The following is a 26,342-nucleotide window of genomic DNA, read 5'->3' on the forward strand; positions in this document are numbered from 1 at the left end:
CAAAACTATCCAGTAAAAGTTGGCTGCAGTTTAATTATTTGATTACCAATTTAAATCAATAGGATCAATGTCTAAACTCCAACGTACTTTACTTTGCCATTCATTATTCGGGATGGCAGCTAGTAACTGGAAAATAGCAATATGCAGATCTTTTCTTGATTTAGCCTGTAAAATTAAATGATAACGAAATTTTCCTGCCTTTTTCTCCATTGCTGCAGGAACAGGTCCGGCAAATTGACAGTTAGTGAAAGTAAGCTCAGTTAATAGTCGTAAGAACTTTTCAGGATAGCTTGGATAATTGGCTTCAGCGCGGAATAAGGCTTGATAACTAAAAGGTGGCAACATAGCTTGCTTTCTTTCAGCTAAGGCTTGTTTGGCAAAGTGCTGGTAGCCGTTATGCACTAAGTCTTGTAATAAAGGATGATCAGGGTAACTTGTTTGTACTAATACTTTACCTGGTTTACTCGCACGACCGGCACGGCCAGCTACTTGGATTAATAGTTGTGCCATTTGTTCGCTAGCACGAAAATCAAAACTGAATAATGCACCATCACCATCAAGCACCGCTACCAAAGTAACGTCAGGAAAATGATGACCTTTAGCTAGCATTTGTGTACCAATAAGTAATTGATGTTTCTTATCTGTTATCTCTTGTAGTAGCTTAGTTAATTCACCTTTTTTACGGGTACTGTCTCTATCTATTCTTACCACACTAACATCAGGAAATATTTCACCAATACGTTGTTCTAACTGTTCCGTTCCTTGACCTACCGGCGCAATACGAACACTACCGCATTTTGGACATTGCTTGGGTACACGCTTTTGGCTACCACAATGATGGCAAATTAATAGTTGTTGTTTTTGATGATAAGTATAAGGTTTATCGCAACGCTGGCAGTCAGAAAGCCAATGGCATTCTTGACAATTTATCGCGGGCGCATAGCCTCGCCTATTTAAAAAAATAAGAGCTTGTTCACCACGTGCTAGTGTTTGCTTGATTTCATGTTTTAACGTGCCCGATAAACCAAATTCCATTTGTTGTTGAGCAACATCAATTAATGTTATTTTCGCTTTGTTACTTTTTCCTGCTCGTTTACGTAGCTGGTGATATTGGTACTTGCCAGACAAGGCATTTTGTAATGATTCAAAGCTAGGTGTAGCACTGCCTAAAATAATAGGAATATTTGTTTGCCTAGCGCGTAAAATAGCAATATCTCGACCATGATAACGAAAACTGTCTTGCTGCTTTAACGAGCTGTCGTGCTCTTCATCAACAATAATCATACCTAACTTGTGCAAGGGGGAGAAAATAGCCGATCGTGTGCCTATAACAATTGCTGCACTGCCTTGTTGGGCGCTTAACCAAGTATCTAAACGTTCAGTATCGTTAAGATTAGAGTGATGCAAAGAAATAGGCACGCTAAATCGTTGCTCAAAGCGCAATAATGTTTGTGGTGTTAAGCCAATCTCAGGAACAATCACTAATACTTGTTGATGATTTGCTAATACATTTTCCATGGCCTGTAGATAAACTTCCGTTTTACCACTGCCAGTCACGCCGTCAATTAAGTGGCAAGAGAAGCGATCTAATGATTGATTGATTGCAGCAACAATCAATGCTTGCTCGGTTGATAGCACTTGTTTGTTTTCTTGGGTTAGTTTGCTGTCTTGCCACGAAAATTGCCCTGGTCTATGTTTTACCTGCTTGATAAGATCTTTGGCAACCAAGGCATTTAACTGTGCCTTGCTATAACCTAAAGTCCGTAACTCAGCCCAGCTAATTCCATGGTGTTTTGCGATTAATTGAAAAAGTGCGAACTGTTTTGGCGCTTTAGTTTCAACCTTAGCTAATTGTTCTTTCTGTTCATTTTCGATTAGCTCAGCACTTTGCCAAACCATCGGCGGCTGTAGATCTACTTTTTTTACCTGACGTAATAATTTGGGTAGTGCTTGTTGAAAAACGTCACCAATAGGGTGGTGATAGTAAGTAGCACATAATTTTAGATAATTAACCAAAAAATCGCTTAAGTGGAAGCTATCGTTAAGGCGTTGTGAAATAGGTTTTATTTTTGAATCAATATCACACTTGTCAGTTATCGCGATCACAATAGCAATAACTTTTCTTGCACCAAATGACACAGCAACACGTTCACCAATTTTTATTGGTGGTGTTTGTAGTTCTTCCGGTACTTGATAGGTAAACAGCTGGCGCATAGGAACGGGAACTGCTACTTGTACATATTGCTCAGACACGAATTATATGAATGCTTGTAATAAGAATAGGCTGCTTATATTACCGTAAAAATTACTATTTATTAATAAGTCTTTTTTAGTGGGTTTAGTATCACTTTAGCTTGCAGTCGGTGCGGTGATGATTTATTATTCGCCTCCATTAATTTTTACACCGTATGGTGCTTGGCGTTTTAAGTTAATTTAACTAAAACGGCTAAGTGGCGATACGCCCAATTTCTCGAAAGAGATATAGAGGTCCCCATGAAAGACGGAATTCATCCAAATTATGTTGAGTTTAAAGCAACTTGTTCTTGTGGCAATGTTATTACAACTCGTTCAACAGCAACTAAAGACGTGCATTTAGACGTATGTTCAGAATGTCACCCTTTTTACACTGGTAAGCAGAAAGCTGCTGAAACCGGTGGTCGTGTTGATAAATTCAACAAACGTTTTGGTGCTCTTTCTAAGAAGTAATTTTTACTTTTTAGTTCCTTTTCTTTTAATTAAGAAAAGTAGCATCGAAAAAAGCGCCGAAAGGCGCTTTTTTTATTTCTGGCATTTGTAGGTTTTATTACTCTATTTTTTGTGGTGTTTCTGCTACATTAACCACCCTAGAAAAACCTTCTCAAATTTAAAATTAAGGCTCAATAAATGGCAGAAAGAAAGCCAGGTAAATTTGCTAAAGAAAGGCAATTTATCAAAGATAAGCAAATTGATGCATTAAAAACGCCACCTCATTCATTAGAAGCAGAGCAATCCGTGTTAGGTGGTTTGTTACTTGATAATGAAACATGGGATCGTGTTTCAGAAAAAACAGTGGCAGATGACTTCTATAGTCGCTCACATCGCCTTATTTTTGAAACCATTGGTGCCCTTATCGAATTAGGTGAGCCGGTTGATTTAATCACGCTGTCTGAAGCCTTAGAAAACGATCAAAAACTTGATGCTGCTGGTGGCTTTGTTTATCTCGCTGAGATGATGAAAAACACACCCAGTGCGGCTAACATCGCAGCGTATGCTGATATTGTTCGTGAACGTGCTGTTACACGAGAAATGATCAGTGTTGCTAATGAATTAGCAGAAGCCGGTTATGATACACAAGGTCGCTCTAGTGCCGACTTGCTCGATTTTGCTGAAACGAAAGTATTCGCGATAGCTGAAAAACGCGCTAACAAATCTGAAGGGCCAGAAAGCCTGCATTCAGTGCTAGAAAAAACCGTCGATAGAATTGAAAAGCTTTGTTCAACTGATACCGGTGGTGTTACTGGTGTACCTAGTGGCTTTGCCGATCTAGATAAGATGACCGCAGGTTTACAAAAATCTGATTTAATTATTGTTGCCGCGCGTCCTTCAATGGGTAAAACCACGTTCGCGATGAACTTGGCCGAACACGCTGCAATGACACAAGAGTATCCGGCATTAATATTTAGTTTAGAGATGCCTGCGGATCAAATTATGATGAGAATGCTAGCCTCTTTAGGACGCATTGATCAAACTAAAATTAGAACCGGGCAGCTAGACGATGAAGATTGGGCTCGCTTGTCTTCTACTATGGGCTTGCTAATTGAAAACGGTAAAATGTTTATTGATGATGCTGCTGGCTTAACACCAACCGAAGTGCGTTCTAGGGCTAGACGTATTCACCGTGATCATGGCGGTATTTCTATGATTATGATTGATTACTTGCAACTGATGCGTGCACCACAGTTTTCTGATAACAGAACGTTAGAAATAGCTGAAATATCACGCTCATTAAAAGCATTGGCAAAAGAGTTACAAGTACCAGTGGTTGCGCTGTCTCAGCTAAACCGTGGTTTGGAGCAACGAAGTGATAAACGCCCAATTAACTCAGATTTACGTGAATCAGGTTCAATAGAGCAAGATGCCGATTTAATCATGTTTATTTATCGTGATGAGGTTTATCACGATGACAGTGAATTTAAAGGCATGGCTGAAATTATTATTGGTAAGCAACGTAATGGACCTATTGGTCGTGTTCCACTGACCTTCCAAGGTAAATATTCTCGCTTTGATAATTATGCTGGACCACATGTGCTTGAAGAAGATTAAACAAGTTAACATTTATTAAATCTTTGTTTTTGGATTTAACCGTACAGTTTAACGTTGAGTATTTATGTTTGAAGTGATAATTACTATCAGTTTACCTTAATTATTCACCATTGATGGTAGCGATCACTGTACGGCTACCACCATAATCTCTATGTTCGCCTAGATATATGCCTTGCCAAATACCTAGGTTGAGCTGGCCATTAGTAATAGGAAGGGTGATACTTGAGCCCAGTAAGCTTGCTTTTATATGGGCTGGCATATCGTCATCACCTTCATAGGTGTGTTGATAATAAGGGGCTCTTTCAGGAACAAAAGTATTAAAGTGTTTTTCCATATCGGCGCGAACTGTTGGGTCGGCATTTTCGTTAATTGTTAGTGACGCGGAAGAATGTTGAATGAATAAGTGTAGTATGCCGTGTTGCACTTTTTCTAAGCCAGTAAGTTGTGCTTGAACTTCATCGGTAATCAAATGAAATCCACGACTTTTTTGGGTTAGCTTAATCTCCGTTTGTATCCACATATTAATATTTTCCTTTATAATACCAATCTCACTAACTATGTGATCATTCCTACTGGCTAAAATCACCAACTAGATCGTTATTTATTTAATAATTAGAACAACTAGTTATTGAAATAAACGCCTTGTATTTGGCCATTTTTTCTACGTATAAAATTGTTCACTTAATTAATGAAACTGGTATAACTATTCTGTTATCTCTGCTTTATTTAAACGTTCAAAAGCTGAAATAGTTTGTGGTATCAATTGCTCAATGATTTCAATATGCGGGCTTTGAGCTTGATAACGGGCGTAGAGGGTTTTATATATACCCGCCTCACCAATGCGTTTAGTTTGTACCATTGATTGCTTACTTAAACTATTTACTAACCATTTAGGCAACACCGCTATTCCCATATTAGCAGCAACCATTTGTAATATCATATGACTATTAGCGACTTGTTTGATCGCTTTTGGTTTGTATTTATTACTAGCTTCTTGATTGGGGTTTTTATTTAAAAAAAGCTTAAAGAGATCAAGTTCTTCTATTTTCACTGGATAGGTGAGTAAAGTGTATTGGCTAAAGTCAGCGGCTGATAAAAAAGGTTGGGTTGTGGTTTCGCTTTCTTTTGCTAGTACAGCAACTACTTCATAGGTTCCAAGTGCTTGATAAACATAGTTATCGTTTTCAATTTTTTCATCAATAAATAGAATGTCGACATCATCATCAGCAGGTTTATTATTAATCGGTTTAGGAAAAGCTTGTTCTAATGAAGTTTTGCCAAAAAAGTTTTGTTCCATAAAGTTAAGTTTTAATTCTGGGTACTGTTGTGAAAATTGCTCGGTAATAGGTAATAACCACTGAAAGCAAGCGTGACAGGCAATAGCTAAATTGAGATGAGTTGTTGTGTTTTTTTCAGCTTTTAACTCATTTAATGCCGCACTGATTTTTGGCAAAATATTACCGGCTAATGTTAGTAATACTTGTCCCTTATCGGTGAATTGCACTGGCGAAGTATTACGAATAAATAATTGGGTGTTTAAGCGTTGCTCTAAGTCCTTTAACTGATGAGAAAGCGCTGATTGGCTCACAAAAAGGGCATCAGCAGCTTTTCTTATATTTCCAGTGTTTGACAATGTGACAAGTGTTTTTAGGTGCTTTATCTCAAACATTATGAAAGTCCTTCATGTCCATAGCGAATTCTTTGCTTGTTCAGTAATTATGTATTATTTGAAATTATAACCATTTAAACGTCTAGACGTCTAGGTGTTTTGTTGCTTATTTATAAATAATAAATGTAATTGAAGCAAGTCATGTAAAGTTACCATTTAGATTTTTGCTTATTGGCGCTAAACGGAAGGTTGGGGGAGCTAAGTTAGTATTAGATAATATAGTACTAGCTGCTAAACGATTAAGAACAAAGTGTATTTACTCATTTAGTCACAATGACACAGCAATTAAATTTTGAAAATAAGCAATACAGTAATGAAAACCTCGAGCTTGTATGATCGAGGTTTTCTGTAAGCTTAAATAAGTTTTTGGCTTATTAATAAACTGATTTTCAGTTTATTCTTCAAGAAAGCGAATAGTACTTGGGTTTAAGTTTGTCGCTAAACGTTCGTTTACTATTTCATTTGTTTCACTGTTGATAATATCAACACCTGGTGCACTTGGTGTTGGCATACTCAACCATAAGAAATTGGCACTATCCAAACCAAGAAAATTAATTCCTTCTGTACCTGTGTTCGCTACGTTACTCTCTGTAATCTCACCTGTTGTAGGGTTAAATTGGTAAAGTGATGATATTTCATGGAAGCTTGGTACAAATACTGATTCGCTAGTATAAAAGTAACCTTTTTCTGAGGATACAATAACGGCACTTTTAATAAAGCCGCTCACGTTATCTGTAATATCACCAGCATTAAGTACTTGGCGAACACTGTAATCACTTGGCGTTATTTCTTCAATACGACTTAATGCTAAGTCAGTGTTGCTATAATCACTACGCGTACTGATATATACTTTATCATTGCCCGTAGTGATACTATTTTCAAGTGGGTTTAACCCTTCTAAAGGAATACCTTTAACAGTATCTTCACTGTTAGCGTTAGTTTCTATTTCTTCATCGGTATTGGTATCGAATACGGCTACATAGCTGGTGTTGGGTGCATAAGCATCCGATAAACGTTGCATAACAATGTAAAGCTTACCGTCATTAATAACTGCAGCGGCAGGACTTGGTGTGCCATTGGTGTTATTTTCAGGTACGTAACTCGTTAAATCTAATTCGCCTGTTTTAAAATCATCAATATTGTCGGCTTGTGGGTTAACAATCCACACTTTACTTGAGCCGTAACGTAGTAAATATGCTTTTGCTTCATCTAGCGACACTAAAGCATAAGGATTACGACTAATTGAGTCTTGGCTATCTTGTGTTGAGAATGACCATAATGCCGTGTCTCTTTCATTGACTTCTGCGCCGTTATATTTGGTAATAGTATCGATAAAAAATCGACCTATATGGAAAACGTCAGTCTTGTATGTGGCTAAAGTATAATCAGAGGCATCTTTAATATAATAACCGCTATTTACTTCTTGAGTTGCTCCGTTCATATAGACAACTTCGGAGTTACTGTAATCAGGCGCAATCGTTTGAACTACTGCTAATGATGGTGTGTCTTTGATATCACCAATAATGATGGAAACACTCAATTCATCTGTTAATTGTCCGCTATCAGTGGCAATCACTGTGAGTGTATATGGCCCTGTTTCACCGCTGTCAAAATCTGGCGCAGTGTTAAACGTTAATTGCCCGTTTTGATCAATAGTAAAAAGTGCATTATCTTGGCCTGAAATGCTAAACGTTATGTCATCGTTGTCAGCATCCGTCGCTGAGTATTGACCGACAATTAGTGAGTTTTCAGCGACGACAGGTGCGCTATCACCAGTAAGTACAGGAGCACTGTTATCATCATTGCTTGAATTACAACCACTAAGTATGCTGGCAGAAATTAATAAGCTTAAAGATAGTGTTTTTTTTGTATATATTATAGACATTTAAAGATCCTCGATTGAAAATTTGAGTTGAATACTTCTACCTTGAGCTGGTCTATTGGCCAAGTCTTGATAGTTTTCGTTAAATACATTATTAAAAGATAGACTGGTGTTATATTGTTGCGTTTGCCAGTTAAGTGAAAGATTCGTTAAACTGCGATCAGCGGGATTGCCATTACCAACATTGCTATTTACTGATTCGAATTGATTGCTACGATTAAAATAAAGGTCTTTATCAAGATCAGTATTTATTTTGATTTGCCAATCGGGTTTTATTTTATAGCGTAATGAAACGCTATATTGTTGATGATAAATACCCGGCAGCTTTTTATTATCAAAAGCAGTAAACGGCGAAGCAGTTTCGCTATCAATCAGGCTCATTTGCATCGATAAAGATAAATTATCTAACAATGAAAGATTTGCCTGAAACTCAAAGCCATTTAATAAAGCACCACCAACATTGGTATAAGACCCAACACCACTTGAGTTAAATATCGCTACAATAGAGTTCTCTAAATCTTGACGATAAAGTGAAGCGGTTAGATTTACTTTGTTTAGTTGGTATTGCAGGCCTAGCGTGATGGTACTTGCTTCTTCGGGTAGTAAGTTGCTGTTACCTTTAAAAGAGCCTCTATCGCCAAATAGCTCAAACAAGGTGGGTGTTCTAATACCGTTACTGAAGTTTAAAGACGTATTTATCTTGTCTCTTCCGTAGGTAATGCCAAGCTCTTGGGTAGAGTAGTGTGTGTTTTTAGTTAATTTTTGGCTATTAATTGTGTTTAATGCGCTATTTTCATTTTTTTCTTGTAGTCGATTACCTAATATATAGCTGCTGACAGGATAGTCATCACTTTTCCATTCAATACGTGCACCAAAATTTAGCTGTGTTTGTTCTGCTTTTATATCACAACTACTAATGCCATTACATTGTACTGTTTCACCATTTTGGGTGCTGAATGAACTGAAATCCTGCCAGCTAAGATCAACAAAGGGAGTGAAACTCAGTGTTGACCAGTTAATATTAGGTTTGATACTTATTTGTTGTTTCGTACTATTATAGTCACTGGTGTTTGTTCTATCTTCATTCGGACTCTCTAAATAAAGCTCATCTTTGTTTTCACCAGAATAATTAATTTCAATACCTTCAAAATTTACACCACTCAAGGCATTAATATCGGCCAACCAATAGTGTTGAATACTGTACCTTATTTGGTCACTATCTAAGGTTGAGCGATTTTCAGGTGAGTTATTCTGATAGTTAGCTAGCGCTTTTTCTTGTTTATTGTATTGCAAATTAAACCGTAACTGATGCTGATTTAGTTGTACATTGTCATTAACAAATAATGTTAATTTTTTAAAATCATTATTTCTTAGCGGTTCATCAATTGAGTCAGAAGGGTTATTAAAACTTTGAGGAACTAAATAGCTATAATCGTTATCGCTGACTAAGTAATTTCCCCCGAATGCGAAACTGTGTTTTTTAAATGCATTATTACTTAAAATATTGATTTCTTTATAACCAAATGAACCAATCGATAAAGCAATTTTCTTTTTGTTTTCACTTGGGTTATAAGTGTTTACTCTAATGACACCGCCAATTGGTGTTGAACCTGTTCCTAGTGCTTGGCTTTTACTAATCTCAATACTCTCAATTTGATCCGTCGGTATTTGGTTAAGATCAAAGCCACCAAATTGACTATCGTTGACGAGTTGCCCATCGATATACATTTGTACTTGTTTACCACTTGAACCCCGGATAGAAATAGAGACAGGGTTACCTAAACCGCTAATTTGTCTTATTTGTATACCATTGATATTCTTAAGAGCATCGGATAATGTTTGAGCAGAATTAATTAAATCTTCACGATGTAATACTTGATAATTGACACTATTGAATTCATGAGAATTGACGATTTCAATGGTTTCTATATCCGTTTCTACACTATCTATATTTGATTGTGCTCCATAACTTATTTTGGTAAAAAACAAGCAACAGCAGTAAAAACTAAGTGAAGGTATTGAGAGTAATTTATTCATAATTATTCGAACGCTTTATCTGAAATGTTGGCTTGGTAGAAGGCTCTGCTTTTATCTATATCGGCACAGAGTTTGGATAAGGCAGTTAAGCTTCTCATCGTCATACGATGCATTGAATCAGCATTTGGTTGAATTATTTGTTCGTTTTTAACGGCAGGTATAATTGGCCAGTCTTGCCAGTTAAAACCGACTTTAGCACTTTGATTTGCAGATAAAGGCTGAATAATTAATTGAATAGGTGCTTGCAATACTTTTTCTATATTTACTTGAGGGTAGGCTATATCAACTTGCTCAAATGGATTATTGGCTTGGCAAATATTCAAGAACTGTTGTGGCCAACTACCTTTCGCTATCGTGGTTAATGGCTTAGACCATAATTCGTAAAAAACCGTGATAGGCGGTTTATTTTGGTATTGAGCTTTTATCATGTTGAGTTGGTTAAGTAGTTTCTCGGCTTGAGCATTAGCTTTTTGTTCATGTCCTGTTAATTGACCAAACTCACGCATTTCTTTCGCAATATCTTCGAAATTATTCGGTTGAGAATAGATAATTTTAAAGCCGAGTTGCTCTAATCGAGTAATGTCATCACTTGGATTGCCACTTTTCCAAGCGATAATATAATCAGGCTGTAATGTGATGAACTTTTCAATTTGCAGGCGCAAGTAATTACCCACAATAGGGATTTCTTTTGCTTGCTCTGGGTAATCGGCAAACGTTGTTGTACCGATAATTTGTTCACCCGCACCTATATCATAAAGCATTTCTACAATATGAGGAGAAAGCGCAATAATACTCGGTTTATGTGTCGTTGCTGATGCAAGTGTATTTTCAGCAAGACTCGCAAAGCTAAGGCTAATTAAAGCTAATAGTATTATTTTTTTTACTATATTTTTCATCTATTACATTTACCTTTTTACTGAGAGTTAATCGTTACCAATCAATACCTTTTTGTGCTTTTATACCATTATCAAATGCATGTTTAATTGATTGCACTTCGCTCACTGTATCGGCTAAATCAATGATAGCGCGATGACAGCCTCTGCCAGTGATAATGGCATGCTGGTTTACGGGACGATTTTTTAATGCTTCAAGGACTTCATCTAACTCAATATATTTATAAGCAACCATGTAGGTTAATTCATCCATTAAAACAACATCGATACTCTCATCTTGTAATAACTTTTTATTTTTTAACCAAACTTGTTGTGCTGCGGCAATGTCTTGCGTTTTATCTTGTGTGTTCCAGGTAAAGCCAGTTCCCATGACCTCAAAACCAACGCCTGCATTTTCTAATAATGAACGTTCTCCACAAGCCCATGTACCTTTTATGTACTGAATAACTGCTGCTTTCAATCCATGTCCTACAGCACGAGCAACAGTACCAAAACCAGATGTTGATTTACCTTTGCCATTGCCAGTAATAACAATGATCAAACCTCGTTCTTCTTGAGCACTATCTATACGTTGATCAACTTTTTCCTTCACAGCTTGCATACGTTTTTTATGCTGTGCATTTTTTTGATCTAGGTTCTTTTCTGAATCGTTTGCTGAGTTATTATCTGTCATTTTATCTATCACTTTGCGTTTGTTTTATCGTTAAAATAAGCACTTAAGTAATTACTATTAATTAATGTTTCTTGTTTTAACCATAATAAATAAGAAAAATATACTGCCTAAAGCAGAGGTTATTATACCAATGGGAATTTCAGCGTTCGCTAATGCGGATCGGGCAATAATATCTACCCAAATTAAGAAAATCCCGCCAATTAAGGCACTACCAATGATAAGTTTTAATGTAGTGACTCCAAATACTTGACGCACAATATGTGGGATCATCAAACCAACAAATCCTATGCCGCCACAATAAGCGACAATGGTAGCTGTTAATGCGGCACAAAGAGCGAGCATGAGTAATCTTAGTTTATCTACATTAATACCTAAGCTTGCTGCACTTTCATCACCAAGTAAGAGCGCATCAATTTGACGATGTAAGGCGGTAATTATGACAATAGTGATGAGCAATACGGTGGCAATAACATAAAAATTAGCCATTTCAACACGCGCTAAACTACCCATAAGCCAAAAAATAACGCGATTAGTAGCATAGGGCTCACCAAAGAAAAGAATAAATTGCGTCACGGCAGCAAGCATGAATGAAACAGCGATACCGGTAAGTAATAATTGTTCCATTCGCTGTAATACTTTGGCAATAATAAGCACAATAATTATCGCTAATAAAGCACCCAAAAAGGCAGCAAGGGGAAGAGCAATAGCGAGTTGTTGGTCTAAACCAATGCTACTTAACGAAATATTAGCAATGGTTACGCCTAAGCCCGCGCCAGATACTATGCCAAATAAATAAGGATCTGCTAACGGGTTACGGGTCGTATTTTGTAAAATTGCACCAGCAATGGCTAATCCCATACCTGCCACTAAGCCCACCAATACTCTAGGTACTCTAACTTGCCAAATCACCATTTGGCTTATCTTGTCAGGACAGTTGCCGGCGATGCATTGAAAAATTTGGGTAGGACTTATATCAGCTGGGCCATAACTTAAACCTGCAATAGCAGAGAGTAGCGTTAAAATAATTAAGGTGATAACAATGAAATATGATCTACTCATGTGCATCACTTAAGTTGACTATTTGTTGCTCTGGTAATGAGAAAAACACACGAGGCTTATCTCTTAAATCATCTTTCACTATTGAACAAGGTAGCCTAAAAACTTTACTTAACTGGGCTTGTGTTAATACTTGCTCTGGTGTGCCATCAGCAATTAATTTACCTTGTTCTAATAATAGTAATCGTTGGCAATATTGACTGGCCAAATTCAGATCATGGACTGTCATAATTACCGTAATATTTAATTGGTTAACTAGGTTTAATACTTGGTGCTGATAATAAACATCAAGGTGATTGGTTGGTTCATCTAAAATAAGTATTTGTGCTTTTTGTACTAGCGCTCTAGCAATCAGAACACGTTGTTGCTCACCACCAGAAAGTTGACTATAAGGCATTTTTTCTGTGTTAGATAAACCAACCTTTTCTAACGCAAGCTTGATTTGTCGTTTGTCATGATCATTGTCGATGGCGAATAAACCTTTAAAAGGTAATAAGCCCATTCTGACAATATCTAACACTGTTAAAGAGAAAATAGCCTCTGCTTTTTGCGTTACATTAGCAAAGTTTTGGGCTAATTCTCTAGCAGAGTAACCACTAATTATTTTATTTTTTAGATGAACGGTGCCTGATAATACCGTGGTTTTATTGCTTTTTTGTTGATTGGTTATACAACGTAATAAACTTGTTTTACCAGCACCATTTGGGCCAATAATACCGATCACTTCACCCTTACTCACGTTAAAGGAGATATTATTAAGAATGGCTTTGTCATTTATTTGCCAATGAAGCTGGTGGATTTTCAGTTGTATTGACATAGTTTGTTGGTGTTTTCCCGCACGCAAAATTTTTGTGGTCTGTTAATTATATTAAAGGTTAAGTATCTGACTTATCATTTAATTATTACCAATAAATAATGAGAATAATTAATGAATTACAGTTGCGGGTACAGTGGAGGAATTCTTTATTAAAAGTAAAGGCACCTCATTCCCTAACCATTTGGAAGAGTTTACGCGGAGACTGCAAAATAAGCAAGCTATAGCGGTTTAGACGTCTAAATACAAAGTAAAAGAAAATAGGTAAAATTTTTACTTATCACTTACTTTTCATCTACACTGAAGACAGGTTTAATATTTTCAGGAGTAAACAATGAAAGGTAATAGTAAAGTTATTGCAAGTCTCAATGGTTTATTACATAACGAGCTTGCCTCGATCGATCAATATTTTATCCACTCTCGCATGTATCAAGATTGGGGCTTAGATAAATTATTTGACCAATTAGAGCATGAAATGCAAGAAGAGCTTACCCATGCTGATGCGTTAATAAAGCGAATATTATTTCTTGAAGGAGTACCCAACTTAGCAGATCGTCGTGATTTACTTATTGGTAATGATGTTAGTTCAATGTTAAAAAATGATCTGATCTTAGAGATGGAAGTTGTTGCTGGGCTTAAAGAAAGTATTAAACTATGTGAAGCTGAAGGAGATTATCAAAGTCGAATTATGTTAGAAAAACTCTTGGAAGATACCGAGGAAGACCATGTTTATTGGCTTGAAAGACAAATAGGGCTAATTGATAAAGTTGGATTAAATAATTACATTCAATCACATATGGGTAACCACTTAGGTGGATAAACTAACAAGAGGGTTTTATTATGAAAGGGGATAAAGGTATTATTGCTTTGTTAAACAAAGCACTTGCGGTTGAGTTAATTGCAATCAATCAGTATTTTTTACATGCCAGAATGTATAAAAATTGGGGATTAGAAAAGCTAAACAAAGCAGATTATAAAATATCAATTGAAAAAATGAAGCAGGCGGATTCGTTAATTGAACGCATTTTGTTTTTAGAAGGTTTACCTAATCTACAAGATTTAGGTCGATTACATATTGGTGAAGAAACGGCTGAAATTCTTCAAGCGAATATCGCGTTAGAGCATAGATCTCGTTCAGCATTACAAGCGTTAATTGAATCATGTGAGCAAGAGCAAGATTATATTAGTAGAGATTGTGCTGAAAGCTTATTAGCAAATGTAGAAGCGCAAATTGACTGGATTGAAGAGCAGCAGTATTTAATTACTAATGTAGGATTAGAAAACTATCTACAGTCAATGATGAGTTAAGCGACACAAGGCTCAGCTTCTGCAATTTTTATTAGCTTATTATTAAGAATGCTTTTACTGCATTGACAACATTTTCCACACTGTGAACCAATTTTTAATTCACTTGTTAATTGTTTCATGGTGTGAGCACCGTTGTCCACAGCCGCTTCAATTTGGGTGTCAGTCACGCCAAGACACAAACAAACATACATAAGTAATACCAAAAATACTTTAATTAAAATCGATGTTGATATAGTAATACAAACAAGAGTGATTATCAATAAGGTTTGTGGTTTTTATTTAGTATTATGTTTTATATTCCATAAAAAAAAGCAGCTAAAGCTGCTTTTTTTATCTAAACGTATTAAATTTGAATTACCAAATTTTAACGCGTTTTTCTGGAGCTATGTACATTGCATCGCCTTCTTTCACATCAAATGCTTCATAGAATTCATTCATGTTTGAAAGTGAACCTAAAGCACGAAACTCTCCAGGAGAATGAGGGTCTGTTGCTACGCGGTTACGCATTGATTTTTCAACAATTTTAGAACGCCAAATTTGAGCATAACCCATAAAGAATCGTTGATCACCCGTTAAGCCATCAATTACTGGTGCTTCTTTACCATTTAATGACGCTTTATACGCTTTATAAGCAATAGTTACACCTGATAAATCACCAATGTTTTCGCCTAGGGTTAACTCACCATTCACGTTTAAATCATCAAATACTTGATAGTTTGCATATTGATCAACTAAGGCTTTAGTACGAGCAGAAAATTCTTTAAGATCTTGTTCTGTCCACCAATTACGTAAGTTTCCTTTAGCATCATACTTACTACCTTGATCATCAAACCCATGACCCATTTCATGACCAATCACTGCGCCAATACCACCGTAGTTTACTGCATCATCAGCTTTCATATTAAAGAATGGTGCTTGTAAAATAGCGGCAGGGAAAACAATTTCGTTAGCCGGCGGATTATAATAAGCATTAACTGTTTGTGGTGTCATATGCCATTCCCATTTATGGATTGGACCACCAAGCTTAGCAATTTCTTTATTACTTGATATTTTACGTGAACGAATAACATTACCCACTAAGTCATCAGATTTAATGTTTAAAGTAGAGTAATCTTCCCATTGATCAGGATAGCCAATTTTAGGAGTGAAGGCCGCTAATTTAACATGAGCTGCTTTTTTAGTGTCTGCAGACATCCACGTTAGATCGTCAATACTTGTACCATAAGCGTTACGTAAGTTTTCTACTAATTCACTCATGCGTGATTTAGCTTCAGGTGTAAAATGACGAGTTACATACACTTTGCCAATAACTTCACCTAAATTACCATTTACAACACTTACGCCACGTTTCCACTGTGGACGTTGCTCTTCTCTGCCACTTAGTTGCTTAGAGAAAAAGTCAAAATTTTCATTGTCTAAATCAGCAGTTAAATAACTTGAAAAAGCACTTAATGTATTAAATGTTAAGTATTGCTTCCAAACGTCTAGAGATGTTTGCTCAAATACTTTACCAAAACCTTCAATGAAGTCAGGTTGGTTAATAATAATATCTTTTTGTGACGCAACACCTTCAGCAGCTAAAAATGCTTGCCAATTAAACTTATTGGTAAGGCTATCTAAGTTGTTTGTTGCCAATTTATTATATGTTTTGTCACTGTCACGACTTTGTACGCGGGTCCAGTGATATTCAGCTAGGCTAGTTTCTAAACCCATAATGTTTTTAGCAGCATCTTTTCCATTGCTAATACCTGCTAAGTTATACATATTTTCAATGTGCGTAATATAGCCACTACGTAATTTTACAAAGCGTTCAGCATCATTAAAGTAGTAATCTTTATCGGGTAAATTTAAACCATTTTGCCAAATATGAATGGCGTAACTTGCAGAATCTTTAGCATCAATACTAATGTATAATGCTAAAGGATTATTAATACCTGTAGATGAGTAGGTGCCAAAGAACTTAGCTAAATCATCTTTATTTTTAATATTGTTAATCGCAGACAATATTGATTGAATAGGCGCGATACCGTCAGCATTACGTTTTTCGCTATCCATATAAGAACGGAATAAATCGGCAACTTTTTGCTCATCTGAACCCATTTTTAAGTCATTAGTTGCAGCAAGCTCTTCAATAATAGCTTTTACATCTTCATCTGCTTTATCACGTAAATCATAAAATGAACCAATTGCAGTCTTATCGCCAGGAATTGTGTGACTTTTCATCCAGCCGCCATTGATATAGCGGTAAAAGTTATCTTGTGGACGAACACTTGTGTCCATGTTTTTTTGTTCAATACCAGAAGCTAAGGCTGTTTTTTGTGGAGCTTCCATACTTTTTTGTACTTCAGATTGACTTGTGTTGCTGTTACTACAGCCACTAAGTATCAGTAAAGAAGTACAAACTGCGCCAGTTATAATTGCTTTCATTTATTAATTCTCATTTATGTTTTTAATATTCATGCTATTCAATTTATATGTAAAGTGGAAAATGGATCATTGAAAAACATGGCTAACGAATACTACGAAAGAATTCGTTTAAACTCCAGTTCAGAACACATCTATTTACATTTTAAATTTAAGCTAAGTTTATAACCAATTTATATAATTTATGCTAGTGATGTTAGGGGGATTGGTGGACTTTATAGGATAGAATGCGAGTTTATTCTTTTTTAGAGGTAAGTAACTCGACTGCACATTGGCACATTTCATCTATTTGGCTATCATCACCATAAATACCGTCAATAACGAGTTGTGCTATACCGTGTAAGGTTGCCCATGCGACCTGTGCTAGGCGTAATGAATTATGCGATTTTGGTAATATGCCTTTTTCTTGCCAAAGTTGTGTCATTTCTACCTGATATTGAAAGCTAGGGTAAGCAACATCAATCAACTTTTGTGTGCCTTTGGATTTATTACTTCCTTCTGTTTCTTTAGCTTTTTCTGTTTTTTTCCATAATGTACTGCCAAACATTAATCGGTAAATTGCCGAATTTTGTGTGGCAAATCGTACATAAAAATGAACAAATGCATGATATTTTTCTTGGTCGGTTAATGTATTATTGTTAAATATTTCCTCTGCTTGTGCTTTCCAGCTTATAAAACCCTGAGCGGCAATCGCTGAAAGTAAATCATTTTTATCTTTAAAGTGATGATATGCAGCGGTTCGTGATACGCCAATTCGCTCAGCAAGTTTTCTTAATGATAAGGTCTCTATACCATCTTCTGAAATCATAGCTGTTGCGGTAGCAAGTAAACTACTCTGTAAATCACCATGATGATAAGTTGAATTTTTAGTATTAATATTTAGATCAGTTGCTGTCATTATTATTTAAATTTCTATTGTGTTGTCTATAAAATTTAGCCGCTAAAGTGTTTTTCTATGGGGGATGGCGACATTTGAAAAAATAATCCCCGCAACTAAAGACATAAAAATAAGAAACGTTTGAGAGCCTAAGTCAGCCACATCTAGCATTTGTTTTCCAGAAACTAAGCTGTTGAGTCCAATATAAACTTTACTACCAGGTACTAAAACAACAAGCCCTAATAAACGTACAATAGAGGAGGGTAAATTCATAATCCGAGAAAATAAATTACTATAAATTCCTAACGCAAAAGCTCCAACAAAAGCCCCTAAAGCTACTCCTAAATAGCTAGTAGCCCAAATACTTACACCAAAAGAAATGTAACCCGCAATCATGCCCCATGGCGCATCTTTTAATCGTACTTTAAATAAAATAACCAATGAAATAGTCAGTGTCGTGACGGCCAACCATGAAGTCCAAACGGGCATAGTTTCAGGAGGTATAAAAGTCACTTCTCCCCACATTAAATTACCTAAAGCCATACCTAAAACCGCACCAAAATACAGCTTGAACAGTACCATAGCACCGTCCATGATACGCGCTGTACCTGACATTAAGTGTCTTGCCGCTAGTTCAGATAAGCCTACCGTTAAAGAAAGCCCTGGGATAAAAGAGATAATACTTGAAAGAATAACCATGGGTATATTAATACTAGGGTCAAATATTGAAATTAAAGAAGCTAACAATGAGGTTGTTAATGCTGCCATTGGCTCTAACATTTCGGTTACGCGACGCGAGCGTTCAGCCCACATAACAAAGGAGAAAACAATAAAACCTAAAATGGTTGACCAAAAAACATCATGCCAACTGGTATGCATTAACATTGCAAAGGCACCACTTGAAGCACCAAAAGCAAGGAATGTTAATAGAAAACCATATGGTGGGGATTTTGAATTAACTTCTTTTAACCGTTCTATCGCTTCATCTAATGTTCTTTCGCCACTAGTTAATTCGTCTACTAATTCATCTATACGTGCTAAAGACCCCAGATCTATCTCGCCAGGCGCTACACGAACTAAGTGATTGTATTGATGTTCATCTTCTTCATCAGACAATATAAAGGTTAATGCGGTAGGGGTAACCATAAATGATGCGCGAATATCTAAAAAATGCGCAATGGAAAGTAAATTATCTTCTAAGCGATATGCCGTAGAGCCTAACTTGTGAAGAGCCTTCCCAAGTTGGATGATAAATCGACGTTTTTGATAAAAATCATCTGCAGGAGTCATATAATTAGAATAATAAAGGTAAATAAAGCTTATGTGCTATGTTAATGTATTTTTAGTAATTAGCAATTGTAAAATTTGAAGGATATCTATGACTTTATTGATTATTCTAGCCTGTGTTTTCGGTGTGGTTGCGCTTATGGTTGTTCTAGGAGAAAGGTTTGGCAAGCCAATGAGTAATGAACAACAAGCCAAGTTTAGTAAATTAAGTTGGGTACTCGTTTTTATGATTTTAGTTGGCGCTATTATCAAAGAGATGCTTTAGCTATTATGTAAGTTTTATAAAGACGAGAGAATTAATATTCCTCGTCTTTATAAAATTAAAGGCGACTATCAACAATAATAATTAAAAACTAAATTATTATTGTTGCCATGCTGTAAATAAAGCCTTTGCTTTATCTTTTTCCGCAAAAGGTTTATCACTTGATAAGCTCTCTTTTAAATAAACTAAAGCTTCTTTTCTTCTGTCTAATTTATCTAACGTTAATGCTAAATGATATTTAATTTCAGCATTATTATAATCCAGTGTATTAGCCTGTCTAAGTAAAGATAAAGCCTTATTATTATTACCTAAAGCCAGCTCAACTAATGCGTTAGTATCTATAATATTTACATTATCTGGCGATATTTTAAATGCTCGTTGAGCTAAGTCATGCGCCTTTTCTATATTATTGAATGTTAAATTGGCCATTGCTGCATTATTTAATAAAGCGATATTTTTAGGGTTATTGGCTAAGTGTTTATCATAAAGCGCTATTGATTTATCTAACTGACCACTACGTTTATAGTTGTCGGCAAGCGCTAGGGTTATTTCAAGATCGTTTGGGTTATTGCTGAGCCATAACGTAAGTAAGGTATCAATATCAGCGTACATTTTCTGTGATGCATACAAAGAGTATAAACCTAATAAAGCAGGTTTATTAGCTTGTGCTTGATATGATTTTTGATAAAAACTGAGGGCTTTCTCATTATCGTTCTTCATATAAATAGACCCCTTAAATTGATCAATTAAATAAGCGGGGAATAATTGATGATCCAATTTATTAACAAGTTCAAGCGCAGTGTTTTTTTCATTATCTTGGTTATATAGCTGTATGAGAAGTTGGTAAGCAGCAATGTAACTTTTATCAAGGAAAATAGCATTTTTTAAGCTTCGTTTAGCTAATGCTTTGTTACCTAAATAGGTGTATATTTGAGCTTGTTTAAATAACACAGGAGGCTTGTTTTGCGTATGCTTTAACGCTAAATCAATTTCACTCATCGCTTTATCATGCTGCCTATTTTGAATATATAAATTAGACGCTAATAAATGTATGCTGCTATTATCATTATGTGTATTTAAATAATTGTTCACAATATCGAGGGCTTTGGTTAACTCTTTATTTCTCTCAAAGTGGTTTACTATTTTTTCAAGGGCGATGACATTATCTTGATTCTGAGACAGCGCCTTTTGATACCAAACCAAAGCTTCCTTAATATTTTTAGCGTAATAGTAGATATCCCCTAATTCGACCATTAAATCACTGTTATTGTTTTTGACTAATTGAGCTTTTATACGTTCAACGGCAATATCAACATCACCTTGTAGTGCGTCAATTCTAGCTAAGTGAATGACTGCCTGATTATTATCATTATCTAGCGCGTAAGCTTCTTCTAGAAACCGTTTAGCTTGAGGTAAATATCCTGATAAACCTAATAAGGTTGCGTGAATTTGATTAACACTAGAATTATTAGGGTAGTTTTTTATTAATACAGCGCTGATATTTAAACCGGCTTGAAGTTGATTGCTTTCTTGATAGGCTCTCGCTAACAAAAGTAATAATTCAAAATTTAAATCATTGTTAGTTTCATTACGAATTGTTGAATCTTCTTCAAGTACTTCACTTAATACGGTCACTATTTTTGTGTAATCACCTTTTAGCAGTAATAACTTTGCTAAATCTATACGTGGTTGTAATTCATTAGGAAACGCAGCCATCACTTTATCAAAATAAAACTCTGCTTCGCTTATATTCCCCGTCATTAAGTTAGTTTGGCCGAGCAATGCCCATGTTTCGCTATCTTTATCATCATTTAAATAAGCTTTCATGAGGTACTTACGAGCAACATAGCTATTATTTAAGGCAAGTTCGGTACGTGCAATAAGTTTTAATGCCTGGGTATCACTGGGGTTGATTTTATTATATTTAATAAAAGCCTTTTGAGCTGCTTCCATGGCATTGTTTTGAAAGCTTATTAATCCTTTTAAAAAGTAATAGATAGGCTGTTCATCCATCACTTCCTCAGGAATAGCAGTCATAACAGTATCTAAACGTTTTTTTATTTCTATCGTTAATTGTGATTGCTCACTCGCTTGAGCCGATAATAACTTAATATAATTCGCAATAGGTTCATTAGGGAGAACCTCGACAATTTTATCAATATCGGATATTGCTAAGTCATGTTTTTGCATATCCATTAACAAAGTAGCTCGAACTAATAAGGCTGAATAATTATTGGGTTCATACGTTAACAACTGTGTTATGTACTCTAAAGCTAATTTACCCTTTTTAAGTTGCTTATAAGTAATTGCTCCCATTAATAGTGCTTGGATATTATTTGGGTCAATTGTTAATGTATGATCAATTAATTCAATTGCTTCATCAAAGTTAAGCTCCTTTAAAGCAACTTTAGTTTTGCCAATAAAAGCTTCTGTATTATAAGGACTTAATTTTAGCGCTTTGTTAAACTTAGTTCGTGCTTCTTCAAGTTGGTTGTCACCCGTTAACGCAAAACCATGAAAGGTTAGCATTGTACTTTGGTAAGTATCACTGGTTTGTAGTTCTATTGGTAAACTTAATACCTGATCAAATTTATTTTGTAGCAAATAAGCCTTAGCGTATAAAGGTGCCAATAAACGAATAGCTGCCCCTTCTTTTTTAGAGAAATTAAGTTCTATCTCGGCTAAAGATCCTTTACCTTGAGCTAATAAATTTTCAGCCATTAGCACACGAGAAGGTAAATGTGTGTTATCAACTGATAATATATTTTTAAGGTGAATAATTGATGTTGAATAATTACCATCATGAAAGCTTGTTAATGCATCTTCATACACTTTTGGGTCGACGTTAGCGTGACTAAGTGGGGAAAGAAGTGCACTGACTACAATGACTAATGAGGTTCGTTTATATAATAAAATAACGTTACGTTTTATTAACTTCACAGGTTTTAATATTAGCAGTTTTAATGAGGTCAAAATATTTCCTTTATTTTTAAATGTATTCACAGTTATTTAATATCTAAAGCGAAGCTAAGATCTAAAACGGAGCTAAAAAGCTCCGTTTATTATCTAACGAGTTAACATCAAAAATCAAACGTTTAACTTTTTACGTTGATAAACCAAACCAGCTATTGCGAGCAGTATAAGTACTATTGAACTAGGCTCAGGTACTTGAGTTACCGGTTTTGCAGCAGAAGGAGCTGAAGGGATTGTCACATCAACATTAGTCGCTAAATGTATTTCTGCATTAGTGATTAATGATAAAACACCTACAGCACCGTCAATATTCCCACCTGTTTGAGTAACTGTTGCATAAGGGGCTAATAAAGCACCAACAAAATTTTGAGCGTTTAATGTAATTACTTCAGCTTCATAGAAATTCCAAATGATTTTAGAGCCAAATTTACTCTTCTCAAAATTCATATTCGAATTATTTAACATTGATACATCATTTCCAGGTACGTTAATGACAATATAAGCAAGATCATCTGCATTGTCTCCCGTCATACTTAGACTCAGATTGTTTAAATCAAATATATTCGTAGAGCCATCTAATGTAAATACTGCAATATCATTGTCAGTATTCAATCCTTTATCAATTGCAAATGTTTTGTTATTTCCATTTGTCTCTATTTTACTATTAGCGGCTAGCGAAGAAAAATATGCAGAAGAGTTTTCTAATTGAGCTTTGTAATCTGCTTTAATTGCATCTAAACCTGTTGTTAACTTAACGTTATCGATATTTGAATCTATTACTGTACTATTAATGAGCACTTGATTAGAATTTATTGCTGCCGTTACGATGTTGTTTTCCGAGCTTAATACGGTATCATGTACATAGACACCAACTTGTGCGTTTATTGAACCCGCAACAGTTAATGCAGTAATATCTGAACGTGAATTTTGGTCTAGTCTTTGACCGAAGTCACTTTTTTGACCTATATAGTTACCACCTACAAAAGTCTTACCGTCAACATGCGTTCCCCCTAGACCGACAAAGTTTTCAATAGTGACCACATTATATTCATTCAGTATAAAATCACTCGCGTTTGTAGTTACAGAAGCAAAGAGGAATAAACCTGAAAGTATAGAAATAATTTTTTTCATAACAACCTACTTTTCATATAAAACGTAATTAATAAAATAATAATTACCTTAGAACTAACATATATCTAAATCTAAGAACTAGAGCTAGATAAAATAATTTACTATAACAAGGTTAAGCATGAATCATGCCGTGATGTAAAAGTCCTATTTTATTAGGGGGATAAGTGTATTTCCTAGACATCATTTTGTTTTCTTGTAAATATAACTGACAGTGATAACGTAAATGTTATCCACTTATATTACCATTATAAGCTTAGTATAGCTTAATAGGAAATATATGTAGATTAATGCGTTATTTCTTAATGTAAGGCTCTATTTTGTTTAAATAAGGAATCAGTCGAGATTTTAGCGATAAGTTAACTAGGTAAGCTTTCCGCTTTTTCACCATTAAAAACCAATCCATGTTGTTGAGTGTGCAAGTAAAAATCGCTTGCCGCCATTGGTCTAGCAAAATAATAACCTTGAAACTCTTCTGAACCCATATCAGCCAGTGAGCTAATATATTCTTTTTCTTCGACACCTTCAGATACGCATTTTATATTAAGTGCCCGACACATAACATGAACCGCTTTGACTAAATTATAGTGTCGTTTTGACGTCGTAATCATATTCGTTAATGATCTGTCTAATTTTAATTTATTGATTGGATAATCAGCTAATCGCGCTATATTTGAATACCCAGTACCAAAATCATCGATAGATATTATAAATCCCCAAGATTGAAGGCTTTGGATAATTTTAAGGGCGTCAGTATTATTTTCTTCTAATGCCGTTTCTGTTATTTCTAATTCAATTTGATGGGGTTTAACATTAAAATCGGCTAAATAGCGCATTAAATTTGAGACAAAATCTTTTTGGTTAAAATCAAAAGGCGATAAGTTAATTGCAATTGGCACAACATCGAATCCACTTTGATTCCATTGCTGTATTTGAGCGCATACTTTTTGAATGATTAGATTAGTTAACGGGCAAATTAATCTATACTCTTCTGCGATAGGAATAAAAGTATCAGGTGGCACAACACCAAGTATCGGGCTATTCCATCTAGCAAGTGCCTCTAAACCAATACAAAGACCCTCTTTGGTTACTTTGGGTTGGTAATGCACATCAAGTGCTGCTGACTGAATAGCTTCATCGAGCAACATTGATATTTCATGCTTTTTCAAAAAAAGTTGAGAATTTTCTTGATTGTAATAGCTGAAAACATTGATATTATCTGCGTTCTTTAACGCTTCTTGCGCGTTCGCAATGACTTTAGCACTAGCGTTGCTCTCTTGAGAAAATTGAGCAATACCAAATAAATAAGATTGGATAAACTTGCTATTAAATAAGGTGTATTCTTCATCTAATGTTTTCTTTATACGCGACAGTAATTTTTCTAATTCTTCAACATTTGGCATATTAATTAAAAAAACAAGTTTACCTAATCCTGCATCTGAGCATAATAGGATTTCTTTAATATTATCTTTAATGCGCTTATAAGCGGTAATGGTAAGCGATTGAAAATCGGACTCGCCAAACTTTAAATTTAAATAATCGTTATTAGTACTTTGAATGACAATAATATAAAAACCTTCCGGATTTTTAATAATCAAACTTTCACATTGGCGTTCAAACCAATCTTTATTTGGTAAATTTGTTTGTGAATCGGTATAACGTAAACGCTTATATTTTTCTTCTATTGAGATTAAGTTTTTCTTTATTTTTTGTTCTTGTGTGCAATCTGAAAATTCATATACCGTGTAGGTTGAATTGACTACATTTTGTTTAGTGACTCTATGATATGAATCTTTAATCTGAATTAATTGCTCTTTGTCATTGTTTTCGTTAGTTGTTAATTTAGGTAATAGGGTGGATAGATTTTTATTTGTATCTTGGGTGTTTGGCTCTAAATTAAACAAAATTCTGGCTTGTTCATTAAGATCTATAATCTCGCCTTTTTCACTAAGAATGACCTTAGGCTTATAATAATGAGAAAAGAAGGTCCTATAAAGTTCATTTTTGGCGGTTAAGTGAGTGTTAGAATCTTGAATCGATTGATTTAAACGTTTAGCTGCAACGCTTGTACGGGCAACAGCAAGCGGTATACAAATATTATAAAAGGCGAAAATCACCCCCATTATATACCAGTTTGTATTGGGTAATTGCTCAGGCGGGTTAAAGAGTACTGACAAATCAACATTGTAAATAATCATGAAAAAAGGCGCTAAATTTAACACCGCATAACATATTGCAGATCGGTACCCCAATAATATAAGTGCAATAGTAGGGCAAGCAAACATATACATCGAACCTACTTTGGCAAGCTCAAGATCCGTGATAAATAAATTTATTGCTAAACTCGCTAATACCGTCGTAATCAAAAAAAAGTGTGCACAGAATGTATAATATTTATGGCTAGCGATTAATAACGTAATGACAATTGAGAAGAATGAAACAGAGAGGAGAATGATATGTATTAAACTGAGTTGTACGGCTGGGCCGAAGGTATGGCATACAACTGCCAAACAAACCAACATAACGGTAGATAAAATAATTCTAAGAGCGCTTATTCGCCAATTAGGTATTTTATTGTTTGTATCATTATTATCAGTTAATAAAAAAAAATTAAGAATACTCGATTTATATTGCAACAACACTTAATTCCACCTACGTCCATGATATAAATACTCAATTATTATAGTACCTTAATGAAAGTTTAATCATATTTCTAGTTTTAAATATTAATTAAGGTAGGCAGGGCTACTAGGTAGG

Annotated in this window: 21 protein-coding genes; 5 read left to right on the plus strand and 16 right to left on the minus strand. The window is 35.2% G+C overall.

The features are described from left to right. Nucleotides 1-42: 42 nt before the first annotated feature. Entirely contained in the window at nucleotides 43-2,253 is a 2,211-nt protein-coding gene (priA, locus tag GQS55_RS02785) for a primosomal protein N' (protein ID WP_159817769.1), read from the minus strand. Nucleotides 2,254-2,493: 240 nt separating this feature from the next. Between priA and rpmE the strand changes: the two genes are divergently transcribed. Both rpmE and dnaB read left to right on the plus strand, forming a co-directional pair. Beyond that, nucleotides 2,494-2,706: a 50S ribosomal protein L31 gene (rpmE, locus tag GQS55_RS02790; protein WP_159817771.1), complete on the plus strand. Its 213-nt coding sequence runs from the start codon at nucleotides 2,494-2,496 to the stop codon at nucleotides 2,704-2,706. A 177-nt stretch (nucleotides 2,707-2,883) separates the two neighbouring features. After that, a complete protein-coding gene (gene dnaB, locus GQS55_RS02795) occupies nucleotides 2,884-4,302 on the plus strand; it encodes a replicative DNA helicase (protein WP_159817773.1) in 1,419 nt (472 codons plus the stop codon). Between the two features lie 100 nt (nucleotides 4,303-4,402). Here dnaB and GQS55_RS02800 read toward each other — a convergent pair whose 3' ends face one another. The 8 genes from GQS55_RS02800 to GQS55_RS02835 form a co-directional block, all read right to left on the minus strand. Then, a complete protein-coding gene (locus tag GQS55_RS02800; RefSeq protein ID WP_159817775.1) occupies nucleotides 4,403-4,822 on the minus strand; it encodes a secondary thiamine-phosphate synthase enzyme YjbQ in 420 nt (139 codons plus the stop codon). A 183-nt stretch (nucleotides 4,823-5,005) separates the two neighbouring features. After that, a complete protein-coding gene (locus GQS55_RS02805) occupies nucleotides 5,006-5,971 on the minus strand; it encodes a LysR substrate-binding domain-containing protein (RefSeq protein ID WP_159817777.1) in 966 nt (321 codons plus the stop codon). Nucleotides 5,972-6,365: 394 nt separating this feature from the next. Beyond that, nucleotides 6,366-7,856, minus strand: a complete 1,491-nt coding sequence (locus GQS55_RS02810; protein WP_159817779.1) for a cadherin repeat domain-containing protein — start codon at nucleotides 7,854-7,856, stop codon at nucleotides 6,366-6,368. Then, nucleotides 7,857-9,890, minus strand: a complete 2,034-nt coding sequence (locus GQS55_RS02815; protein WP_159817781.1) for a TonB-dependent receptor — start codon at nucleotides 9,888-9,890, stop codon at nucleotides 7,857-7,859. It lies immediately after the preceding gene. A gap of 2 nt (nucleotides 9,891-9,892) precedes the next feature. Then, nucleotides 9,893-10,786, minus strand: coding sequence for a cobalamin-binding protein (locus GQS55_RS02820; protein WP_159817783.1), 894 nt, complete (start codon nucleotides 10,784-10,786; stop codon nucleotides 9,893-9,895). Between the two features lie 34 nt (nucleotides 10,787-10,820). Further along, nucleotides 10,821-11,456, minus strand: coding sequence for a cob(I)yrinic acid a,c-diamide adenosyltransferase (gene cobO, locus GQS55_RS02825; RefSeq protein WP_159817785.1), 636 nt, complete (start codon nucleotides 11,454-11,456; stop codon nucleotides 10,821-10,823). Nucleotides 11,457-11,513: 57 nt separating this feature from the next. Then, the gene (locus GQS55_RS02830) at nucleotides 11,514-12,515 is read right to left on the minus strand and encodes a FecCD family ABC transporter permease (RefSeq protein ID WP_159817787.1); all 1,002 of its coding nucleotides are present in this window, start codon (nucleotides 12,513-12,515) and stop codon (nucleotides 11,514-11,516) included. Continuing rightward, nucleotides 12,508-13,329 carry an ABC transporter ATP-binding protein gene (locus GQS55_RS02835; RefSeq protein ID WP_159817789.1) on the minus strand — a complete coding sequence of 274 codons (822 nt, stop codon included), beginning with the start codon at nucleotides 13,327-13,329 and terminating at the stop codon, nucleotides 12,508-12,510. Before GQS55_RS02835 ends, GQS55_RS02830 begins: the two co-directional genes overlap by 8 nt. A 331-nt stretch (nucleotides 13,330-13,660) precedes the next feature. On the opposite strand from GQS55_RS02835, the gene bfr (GQS55_RS02840) reads away from it, so the two are divergent. Both bfr (GQS55_RS02840) and bfr (GQS55_RS02845) read left to right on the plus strand, forming a co-directional pair. Then, on the plus strand, nucleotides 13,661-14,146 hold the full coding sequence (bfr, locus tag GQS55_RS02840; RefSeq protein WP_159817791.1) for a bacterioferritin: 486 nt from the start codon (nucleotides 13,661-13,663) through the stop codon (nucleotides 14,144-14,146). Nucleotides 14,147-14,166: 20 nt separating this feature from the next. Further along, the gene (gene bfr / locus GQS55_RS02845; RefSeq protein ID WP_159817793.1) at nucleotides 14,167-14,634 is read left to right on the plus strand and encodes a bacterioferritin; all 468 of its coding nucleotides are present in this window, start codon (nucleotides 14,167-14,169) and stop codon (nucleotides 14,632-14,634) included. Here bfr (GQS55_RS02845) and GQS55_RS02850 read toward each other — a convergent pair. The 4 genes from GQS55_RS02850 to GQS55_RS02865 all read right to left on the minus strand — a co-directional run bounded on the left by GQS55_RS02850 (nucleotide 14,631) and on the right by GQS55_RS02865 (nucleotide 19,225). Beyond that, complete coding sequence (locus GQS55_RS02850; RefSeq protein ID WP_159817795.1) at nucleotides 14,631-14,825, minus strand: (2Fe-2S)-binding protein; 195 nt, start codon at nucleotides 14,823-14,825, stop codon at nucleotides 14,631-14,633. The genes bfr (GQS55_RS02845) and GQS55_RS02850 overlap by 4 nt on opposite strands. Before the next feature lie 163 nt (nucleotides 14,826-14,988). Then, nucleotides 14,989-17,061: a M13 family metallopeptidase gene (locus GQS55_RS02855; protein ID WP_159817797.1), complete on the minus strand. Its 2,073-nt coding sequence runs from the start codon at nucleotides 17,059-17,061 to the stop codon at nucleotides 14,989-14,991. A 232-nt stretch (nucleotides 17,062-17,293) separates the two neighbouring features. Further along, nucleotides 17,294-17,956, minus strand: coding sequence for a TetR/AcrR family transcriptional regulator (locus GQS55_RS02860; protein WP_159817799.1), 663 nt, complete (start codon nucleotides 17,954-17,956; stop codon nucleotides 17,294-17,296). Between the two features lie 42 nt (nucleotides 17,957-17,998). Continuing rightward, nucleotides 17,999-19,225: a threonine/serine ThrE exporter family protein gene (locus GQS55_RS02865; RefSeq protein ID WP_159817801.1), complete on the minus strand. Its 1,227-nt coding sequence runs from the start codon at nucleotides 19,223-19,225 to the stop codon at nucleotides 17,999-18,001. 88 nt (nucleotides 19,226-19,313) lie between these two features. Here GQS55_RS02865 and GQS55_RS02870 point away from each other — a divergent pair, with 88 nt between their 5' ends. After that, nucleotides 19,314-19,487: a hypothetical protein gene (locus GQS55_RS02870; RefSeq protein ID WP_159817803.1), complete on the plus strand. Its 174-nt coding sequence runs from the start codon at nucleotides 19,314-19,316 to the stop codon at nucleotides 19,485-19,487. Between the two features lie 96 nt (nucleotides 19,488-19,583). Here the strand turns inward: GQS55_RS02870 and prsT are convergent, their stop codons facing one another. From prsT to GQS55_RS02885, 3 genes are all read right to left on the minus strand, one after another. After that, nucleotides 19,584-22,457: an XrtA/PEP-CTERM system TPR-repeat protein PrsT gene (prsT, locus tag GQS55_RS02875; protein ID WP_159817805.1), complete on the minus strand. Its 2,874-nt coding sequence runs from the start codon at nucleotides 22,455-22,457 to the stop codon at nucleotides 19,584-19,586. A 114-nt stretch (nucleotides 22,458-22,571) separates the two neighbouring features. Then, nucleotides 22,572-23,588, minus strand: coding sequence for a collagen-binding domain-containing protein (locus tag GQS55_RS02880; protein ID WP_159822503.1), 1,017 nt, complete (start codon nucleotides 23,586-23,588; stop codon nucleotides 22,572-22,574). Between the two features lie 356 nt (nucleotides 23,589-23,944). Further along, nucleotides 23,945-26,227, minus strand: coding sequence for a GGDEF domain-containing phosphodiesterase (locus tag GQS55_RS02885; RefSeq protein WP_328698888.1), 2,283 nt, complete (start codon nucleotides 26,225-26,227; stop codon nucleotides 23,945-23,947). Nucleotides 26,228-26,342 lie beyond the last annotated feature (115 nt).

Origin of the sequence: Colwellia sp. 20A7, assembly GCF_009832865.1 — a bacterium.
GTDB lineage: Bacteria > Pseudomonadota > Gammaproteobacteria > Enterobacterales > Alteromonadaceae > Colwellia.